Here is an 8,737-nt window from a genome sequence, read left to right on the forward strand (position 1 = left end):
CGACCACCTCGTCCGGGCGACGGACGCTCACCAGCCAGTAGGGAGTCGGGTCGGCGTCGTCGCGGACCTCGACCTTGACGACGCCCCGGACGTAGCCGCGGAAGAGCGTCCACGCGCGCGCGTCGAGCTGCGGCCCGCGCTGGGCCGTGGCGTCGGCGCCGGTGAAGCCCTCGACCTCGCCGACGAGCTCCCGCGGGAGGTGTGCCCGGCCGGCCCGGAACTCCGTGTCCGTGACCTCCACGGTCGGCGCGAGGGCCCAGAGGAGCACGAGCACGCCGATCTCCATCCCGATCGCCACGAGCACCCCGGTCAGCACGCTGATGGGGAGGAAGACGAGCAGGCTGGCGGGGATCACGAGGGCCGTCGCCAGGTAGAGCGCCGGCGGGGCCCAGAGTCGTTCGCGGTACAGGGTCACGAGACCATCCCACCACGACTCGGGCCGCGTCCCGACCGCACATCACGGAACGGTCACGGTCTGCACTACCCTCGTCACGTGACCGAACCAGTCGACGTCCTCTGGACCGGGGAGAACCCGCCCCACTACGCCCACCCCGGGGACGCCGGCGGCGACCTCGTCTCCGCCGAGGCCTTCGTGCTGCAGCCCGGAGAGCGTCGTCTCGTCGGGACCGGACTCCGCATCGCCCTGCCGGAGGGCTACGCGGCGTTCGTGGTGCCCCGGAGCGGACTCGCGGCGAAGCACGGGATCACGATCGTGAACTCGCCCGGCACCGTCGACGCCGGCTACCGCGGTGAGGTCAAGGTCGCGCTCCTCAACACGGACGCCTCCGAACCGTACGAGGTGCACGTCGGCGACCGCATCGCGCAGGTCGTCGTGATGCCGGTGCCCAGGGTGACGTTCACCCGCGTCGACGAGCTCCCCGAGAGCGTCCGCGGCCAGGGTGGGTTCGGCTCCTCGGGCTACGGTGACCGGAGCGGTACCGTCAGCAGCGCCGCAGAGAACCTCCAGGAAGGAACCCGCGCATGAAGTTCGGCCGCCGCAAGCGTGACGAGGTCGAGGTGGCGGACGCCGCCGCCGACGAGGTGGAGGTCGCCGAGACGACCCCCGAGGTGGACATCGCCACGGACGCCGACGCCGACCTCGACGAGGTGGACGCGGTCGCACCGACGGACAAGTCCGCCCCGGAGGACCGCGCCGAGAACGGCCCGCACGACGAGACCGAGGCGAACCTGGTCCGCCCCTACGTCGACCTCGGCGGGGTGAAGGTCCTGCCCCGCGAGGGGCTGCACCTGCGCCTCGAGGTCGAGGAGGGCTCGCAGCGCGTCGTCGCGGTCGGTCTCGACTTCGACGAATCGACGCTCCAGGTCCAGCCGTTCGCGGCACCCCGGTCGACCGGTCTCTGGCACGAGATCCGCGCCCAGATCGCCGAGCAGATCGAGCGTCAGGGCGGCGAGGTCAGCGAGGTCGACGGCCCGTTCGGCCCGGAGCTCCGCGCGCAGGTGCCGGTCGCGAACGAGGACGGCATCACCGAGGGTGTGCGCCCGGCGCGCTTCGTCGGCGTCGACGGCCCGCGCTGGTTCCTCCGCGGGGTCATCGCCGGGAAGGCCGCGGAGTCCCCGGACGACGCCTCCGACATCGAGGAGCTGTTCCGCAGCGTGGTCGTCGTCCGCGGCACCAGCCCGATGCCGCCGCGCGACCTCATCCCGCTGCACATGCCGAAGTCGACGCAGTCGGCGATCTGACCCCGCCTGGAGGCACGGTGCCGGACCACGACGACACCCCACGACCCGACGGGGTCCCGTCCGACCGCCGCGTGGCCGGCTCGGACCCGGTCGCGTCCGACCGCCGCGTGGCCGGCTCGGCCGCACCGGCGTCCGACGACCGCTTCGCGGAGGAGCGGGCGGAACCGCTGTCCCTCAACGCCCAGCTGCGTGACGCGGTCCGGAACGCCGGCATCGGCCAGGTCGCTCCGGGTGAGGCCCCGTCAGGCCGGGCCCTGCTCACCGCGGTGGGCGGCGTCCGGGGTCTCGCGGAGTCGGTGCTGCCCGGGTTCGGCTTCCTCATCGTGTACGCGATCACGAAGGAACTCGTCCCGAGCGTCGTGATCCCGGTGGTGATCGGGCTCGTCTTCGTCGTCCTCCGGCTCGTCCAGCGGCAGTCGCTCGCGATGAGCTTCGCGGGCATCCTCGGCGTGGCGGTCTCGGCGGGGCTCGCGCTGTTGACCGGGAAGGCCGAGAGCAACTTCATCCCGGGCATCCTCATCAACGCCGTCTGCCTCGTCGTGCTGCTCGTGACGCTCGCGATCCGGCGCCCGCTCATCGGACTGATCGTCGGACTGCTGCTGCCGCAGGACGAGGAAGGCACCGGGACCGACTGGCGCGCCGACCCGGCGAAGCGCCGCGTCCTCACCGTCGCGACCTGGATGTGGGTCGGCCTGTTCGCGCTCCGCCTGCTCATCGAGATCCCGCTGTACCTCACCGCGCAGGTCGAGCTGCTCGCGGGCATCAAGCTCATCACGGGTGTCCCGCTCTACGCCGCGCTGCTCTGGGTGACGTGGCTGCTCGTCCGGACCGTGTTCAAGCACGACGAGGACGCCGCCACGGTGTAGAGTTGTCTCGACATCGAGATACTTTCCGCCGGACCCTCGCGGGCTGGCGGGTTTAGGTTTGCCTTGCTGGTGGGACGTTCTGCGGCCCGCTTGGATGGGGGCACACCGATCAACCAGGGAGGCGGCACAGTGGCTGCAGTCAACAGCTTCGGCTCGAAGGACACGCTGTCGGTTGGGGGTGTCGACTACGCGATCCACCGGATCGACACGGTGCCCGGGCACGAGAAGCTCCCGTACAGCCTGAAGGTGCTGCTCGAGAACCTCCTCCGCACCGAGGACGGTGCGAACGTCACCGAGGAGCAGATCCGCGCCCTCGGTTCGTGGCAGCCGGACGCCGAGCCGGACACCGAGATCCAGTTCTCGCCGGCCCGAGTGGTCATGCAGGACTTCACCGGCGTCCCGTGCATCGTCGACCTCGCCACCATGCGCGAGGCGATGGCGCAGATCGGCGGCGACCCGAACAAGATCAACCCGCTGTCGCCGGCCGAGATGGTCATCGACCACTCCGTCGTCGCCGACCTTTTCGGTCGCGAGGACGCCCTGCAGCGCAACACGGACCTCGAGTACGAGCGGAACGGTGAGCGCTACCAGTTCCTCCGCTGGGGCCAGACCGCGTTCGAGGACTTCAAGGTCGTCCCGCCGGGCACCGGCATCGTGCACCAGGTCAACATCGAGTACCTGGCGAAGGTCACCTACACGCGCGAGTTCGACGGCGAGCTGTACGCGTACCCGGACACCCTGGTCGGCACCGACTCGCACACCACGATGGTGAACGGCCTCGGCGTGCTCGGCTGGGGCGTGGGCGGCATCGAGGCCGAGGCCGCCATGCTCGGCCAGCCCGTGTCCATGCTCATCCCGAAGGTCGTCGGCTTCAAGCTGTCGGGCTCGATCCCCGCCGGCGTGACCGCGACCGACGTGGTGCTCACCATCACGCAGGAGCTCCGCAAGCACGGCGTCGTCGGCAAGTTCGTCGAGTTCTACGGCGAGGGCGTCTCCGAGGTCCCGCTCGCGAACCGCGCCACCATCGGCAACATGAGCCCCGAGTTCGGCTCCACGGCCGCGATCTTCCCGGTCGACGCCGTCACGCTCGACTACCTGCGCCTGACCGGCCGTTCCGAGGAGCAGATCGCCCTCGTCGAGGCGTACTCGAAGGCGCAGGGCCTCTGGCACGACCCGTCGGTGGAGCCCGCGTACTCCGAGTACATGGAGCTCGACCTCTCCACGGTCGTCCCGTCGATCTCCGGCCCGAAGCGTCCGCAGGACCGCATCGAGCTGTCGAAGGCGAAGGACCAGTTCGAGGTCGACCTCGAGAACTACGCCACGGCCGACCACTCGCAGCAGGACAAGGCCGTCGCCGACACCTTCCCGGCGTCCGACCCGGTTGCCGCGGCCCCCGGCGACGAGCACGCCGTGCAGGACGACGAGTACGCGCAGCCGTCCGAGACCCCTGCCGAGACGCATGTCTCGAGCGCACCCACAACGATCACGAAGCCGACGAGCGTCACCGTGGGCGACGGCGATGCGTTCACGATCGACCACGGTGCCGTCGCGATCGCGGCGATCACCTCGTGCACGAACACGTCGAACCCGTCGGTCATGATGGCCGCCGGCATCCTCGCGCGGAACGCCGCGAAGAAGGGCCTCAAGGCGAAGCCGTGGGTGAAGACCACCCTCGCGCCCGGCTCGAAGGTCGTCACCGACTACTACGAGAAGGCCGGTCTCACCAGCTACCTCGAAGACCTCGGCTTCTACACGGTCGGCTACGGCTGCACCACCTGCATCGGCAACTCGGGCCCGCTGCCCGAGGAGATCTCGCAGGCCGTGCAGGACAACGACCTCGCCGTCACCGCGGTGCTGTCGGGCAACCGCAACTTCGAGGGCCGCATCAACCCGGACGTGAAGATGAACTACCTGGCGTCGCCGCCGCTGGTCATCGCGTACGCCCTCGCCGGCTCGATGCACTTCGACTTCGACAACGACGCCCTGGGCACGGACCAGGACGGCAACGACGTCTTCCTCAAGGACATCTGGCCCGACGCCGGTGAGGTCCAGCAGGTGATCGACGACTCGATCGACACCGAGATGTTCACCCACGAGTACGGCTCCGTGTTCGAGGGCGACGACCGCTGGAAGAACCTGCCGACCCCGACGGGCGACACCTTCGAGTGGGACAGCGAGTCGACGTACGTCCGGAAGCCCCCGTACTTCGAGGGCATGACGATGCAGCCCGACGCGGTCTCGGACATCTCCGGCGCCCGCGTGCTCGCGAAGCTCGGCGACTCGGTCACGACCGACCACATCTCGCCGGCGGGTTCGATCAAGGCCGACAGCCCGGCGGGCAAGTACCTCGCCGAGCACGGGGTCGACCGCAAGGACTTCAACTCCTACGGCTCGCGTCGCGGTAACCACGAGGTGATGATCCGCGGGACGTTCGCGAACATCCGCCTGCGCAACCAGCTGCTCGACGGTGTGGAGGGCGGCTACACCCGTGACTTCACGACGCCCGACGGCGCGCAGTCGTTCATCTACGACGCCTCGCAGCACTACCAGGAGCAGGGCATCCCGCTCGTCATCTTCGGCGGCAAGGAGTACGGCTCCGGCTCGTCCCGTGACTGGGCGGCGAAGGGCACGAACCTGCTCGGCGTCAAGGCGGTCATCACCGAGAGCTTCGAGCGCATCCACCGCTCGAACCTCATCGGCATGGGCGTCGTCCCGCTGCAGTTCCCCGCGGGCGAGACGGTCGAGTCGCTGGGGCTCGACGGCACCGAGGTCGTGTCGATCTCGGGCCTGACCGAGCTCAACGAGGGCCGGACGCCGAAGACCGTGCACGTCACGGCCGAGCCGAGCGAGCACTCGCCCGCCGGCAAGCAGACGGTCGAGTTCGACGCGGTCGTCCGCATCGACACCCCCGGAGAGGCCGACTACTACCGCAACGGCGGCATCCTGCAGTACGTGCTCCGCTCGCTCGTCTGAGCACGGCGCGCGACGCGCGCGCGGGTCGCTCACGCGACCACATGACGGACTGGCGCGCCCCGCTGAGCGGTGGCGCGCCAGCGCCACGTGGGGCGCGCCGACCGAGCCTGCGAGGGAGGGGCGACACCGCCAAGGGCCTCCAGTCCGTCGTCCGGTCACGCGGATAGTGTGGGGGCCTGCCCCACGAAAGGAGCGCCCGTGGACCTGCTCTCGAGCATCACGTCGCCGCGCGACCTCAAGCGTCTGTCCGACGCGCAGATGACCGACCTGGCCGCGGAGATCCGGCGGTTCCTGGTGGCGGAGGTCGCGAAGACCGGCGGGCACCTCGGGCCGAACCTCGGCGTCGTGGAGCTGACCCTCGCGATGCACCGGGTCTTCGACTCCCCGCACGACCCCTTCGTCTTCGACACCGGGCACCAGTCGTACGTGCACAAGCTCGTGACCGGTCGGCAGGACTTCTCGCGGCTCCGGGAGCGGGGCGGCATCGCCGGCTACCCGCAGCGCAGCGAGTCCGAGCACGACATCGTGGAGTCCTCGCACGCGTCGTCGTCGCTGTCGTGGGCGGACGGCATCTCCCGCGCGTTCCAGCGCACCGGACAGGCCGACCGGACCGTCGTCGCCGTGGTGGGGGACGGGGCACTCACGGGCGGCATGACCTGGGAAGCGCTCAACAACATCTCGGACAGCAACGACCGCCGCCTCGTCATCGTCGTGAACGACAACGGGCGTTCCTACGCGCCGACGATCGGCGGCATGGCGCGCTTCCTCAGCTCGGTCCGGACCCGGCGCGAGTACCGCGCGCTGTTCGAGAAGTCGCAGGCCGTCGCCTCGCGGTTCGGCGCTCCCGGCCGGGCGTTCTACCGGGGGATGCGCGGCGGGCTGCACGGTTTCCTGTCGCGGTTCACGAACAACGAGGCGCTGTACTCGAACCTCGACATCAAGTACATCGGCCCCGTCAACGGGCACGACCAGCGCGCGATGGAGGCTGCACTCCGTCAGGCGAAGGCCTACGGGGCGCCGACGATCGTGCACGCCATCACGGAGAAGGGCCACGGGTTCGAGCCGGCGCTCCGCGACCAGGCCGACCAGTTCCACGCCGTCGGGCACATCGACCCGGAGACGGGGGAGTCGCTCGACGTGTCGTCGGGGCCCTCGTGGACCTCGGTCTTCGCCTCGACGCTGGCGTCGGTCGGGGCCTCGGACGAGAAGATCGTGGCGATCACCGCCGCGATGCTCCGCCCCACGGGGCTACACCTCTTCCAGGAGCAGCACCCCGACCGGGTGATCGACGTCGGGATCGCCGAGCAGCACGCGGTCACCACCGCTGCCGGTCTGGCGTACGGCGGACTGCACCCCGTGGTGGCGCTCTACGCGACGTTCCTCAACCGGGCGTTCGACCAGGTGCTCATGGACGTCGCCCTGCACCGGGCCGGCGTCACGTTCGTCCTCGACCGCGCGGGCATCACCGGGCCCGACGGCCCCTCGCACCACGGCATGTGGGACCTCGCGCTCCTGCAGGTCGTGCCCGGCGTCCGGATCGCCGCGCCCCGCGACGCTGCGACCCTCCGCGAGGAGTTCCGCGAGGCCGTGGCCGTCGACGACGCCCCGACCGTGCTGCGGTGGTCCAAGGGGCAGGTCGGGCCGGACATCCCCGCTGAGCGTCGCCTTGCCGACGGAGTGGACGTGCTCCGCTCCCCGTCGGCCGACCAGGAGCCCGACGTGCTGTTCGTCGCCGTCGGGTCGATGGTCCCGGTCGCGCTCGAAGCGGCCGCGCTGCTCGAGGCGCAGGGCATCGGCGCGACGGTCGTCGACCCACGGTGGGTCGTACCGATCCCGGCGTCGCTCATCGACCTCTCGCGCGACCACCGGCTCGTGATCACGATCGAGGACGGCGTGCGGGTCGGGGGCGTCGGGACCCGGCTGCGGCAGGACCTCCGTGCAGCAGGGGTCGACACCGGCGTGAACGAGCTGGGGCTCCCGGACGAGTTCATCGACCACGCATCGCGGTCGCAGATCCTGCAGGACGTCGGGCTCACGGCGCAGGCGATCGCGCGGGACGTGATCGACCAGGTCGTCGGGACGAAGGTGCCGCAGGCGAAGCCAGCGCGGTCGCGGCAGACGAGTTCCGCCGACCGTTGATCATTGTGTACACATCCACTACAGTGTGCACATGAACAGCATCTCCGCATCGCTCACGACAAGGGAGTTCCGTGCCGAGCTCGCTGCCGTCATGGGGCGCGCAACGTTCGGCCACGAGCGCATCGCCGTGACCCGGAACGGGAAGGTCGCCGGCGTCGTCATCGGTCTGGACGACCTTGAACTCCTCGAGCAGCTGGAAGACGCTGCGGATCTCCGCGCCTACCAGACTGCGAAGGCTGAGGACGACGGGCGTCGGGTCTCCTTCGACGACCTCCGCGGGGAGGCGTGAGCCGGTACCGCGTCGAGTTCACCTCTGCTGCAGCGAGAGCGATCCGGAAGCTCCCGAAGAACGTCCGGACGCGCTTGCTCGACGCCATCGAGGGACTGCACGACGACCCTCGGCCGACTGGATCTCGGAAACTGAGCGGCACTGAACTTGCCTGGCGCATCCGGGTGGGTGACCACCGGGTGATCTACGAGGTCGAGGACGACCTGCTGCTCGTCACCGTGGTCCGTGCTGCCCATCGACGAGAGGTGTACCGGTGAGCGCCGAGGCCGCGCTGGCGGGCCGGCGGGCCGGCGGCTTCGAACCACGTGCGCGACATCGAACCAGCCGGAGCGGATGGTTCGATGTCGCAGAGGTGGTTCGACGTCGTGCGGCGGCGTCAGACGGTGCTGGCCGCGGAGACGAGCTCGCGCAGGATCGCGCGGGCCATCGGGCTGACGAACAGGACGCGTCCGGCGTCGAGCCCGTCGCGTCCTTCGCGGAGGATCTCGACGCGTGAGGACGACAGTCCTTCCCGGTGGAACGCGAAGACGATGTTCTCTGCGCGGAGGGCGAACGACGTGCGGCGTCCGACCACGGCGCCGTCGTCGCGGATCTCCATCGCGGCGGCACCCGGGACGGCATCGACCGCTCGCCGGAGCAGCGACGGCACCAGGGCGAGGGGGACCGGGACGACGACCGACGGCCGGTTCGTCGTCCTCGGTGCCCACCACTCCTGCCGCATGGCTGCACGCTACGCCGGACGGCGGCGATCGGCGCGTGGGTGCGACGT

General features: G+C 70.3%; 9 protein-coding genes. 7 read left to right on the plus strand and 2 right to left on the minus strand.

Going from position 1 to position 8,737, the window contains the following annotated elements; genetic code table 11:
• Positions 1-415 (minus strand): DUF3093 domain-containing protein (locus ACSW7Y_RS14170; protein ID WP_438126891.1); only part of this gene is annotated, 415 nt, incomplete at its 3' end.
• 78 nt (positions 416-493) lie between these two features.
• On the opposite strand from ACSW7Y_RS14170, the gene dut reads away from it, so the two are divergent.
• The 7 genes from dut (at position 494) to ACSW7Y_RS14205 (ending at position 8,225) form a co-directional block, all read left to right on the plus strand.
• Entirely contained in the window at positions 494-985 is a 492-nt protein-coding gene (dut, locus tag ACSW7Y_RS14175) for a dUTP diphosphatase (RefSeq protein WP_438126892.1), read from the plus strand.
• On the plus strand, positions 982-1,701 hold the full coding sequence (locus ACSW7Y_RS14180; RefSeq protein ID WP_438126893.1) for a DUF3710 domain-containing protein: 720 nt from the start codon (positions 982-984) through the stop codon (positions 1,699-1,701). The genes dut and ACSW7Y_RS14180 overlap by 4 nt, the downstream gene beginning before the upstream one ends.
• Before the next feature lie 17 nt (positions 1,702-1,718).
• Entirely contained in the window at positions 1,719-2,567 is an 849-nt protein-coding gene (locus tag ACSW7Y_RS14185) for a DUF3159 domain-containing protein (protein ID WP_438126894.1), read from the plus strand.
• A gap of 129 nt (positions 2,568-2,696) precedes the next feature.
• Positions 2,697-5,540: an aconitate hydratase gene (locus ACSW7Y_RS14190; protein ID WP_438126895.1), complete on the plus strand. Its 2,844-nt coding sequence runs from the start codon at positions 2,697-2,699 to the stop codon at positions 5,538-5,540.
• A 198-nt stretch (positions 5,541-5,738) separates the two neighbouring features.
• On the plus strand, positions 5,739-7,679 hold the full coding sequence (gene dxs / locus ACSW7Y_RS14195) for a 1-deoxy-D-xylulose-5-phosphate synthase (RefSeq protein ID WP_438126896.1): 1,941 nt from the start codon (positions 5,739-5,741) through the stop codon (positions 7,677-7,679).
• 31 nt (positions 7,680-7,710) lie between these two features.
• Entirely contained in the window at positions 7,711-7,968 is a 258-nt protein-coding gene (locus ACSW7Y_RS14200; protein WP_438126897.1) for a type II toxin-antitoxin system prevent-host-death family antitoxin, read from the plus strand.
• Positions 7,965-8,225, plus strand: coding sequence for a type II toxin-antitoxin system RelE family toxin (locus ACSW7Y_RS14205; RefSeq protein ID WP_438126898.1), 261 nt, complete (start codon positions 7,965-7,967; stop codon positions 8,223-8,225). Before ACSW7Y_RS14200 ends, ACSW7Y_RS14205 begins: the two co-directional genes overlap by 4 nt.
• A 119-nt stretch (positions 8,226-8,344) precedes the next feature.
• Here ACSW7Y_RS14205 and ACSW7Y_RS14210 read toward each other — a convergent pair whose 3' ends face one another.
• On the minus strand, positions 8,345-8,689 hold the full coding sequence (locus ACSW7Y_RS14210; RefSeq protein ID WP_438126899.1) for a hypothetical protein: 345 nt from the start codon (positions 8,687-8,689) through the stop codon (positions 8,345-8,347).
• Positions 8,690-8,737: the final 48 nt, after the last annotated feature.

This window comes from Curtobacterium flaccumfaciens (assembly GCF_051548005.1).
Taxonomy (GTDB): Bacteria; Actinomycetota; Actinomycetes; order Actinomycetales; family Microbacteriaceae; genus Curtobacterium.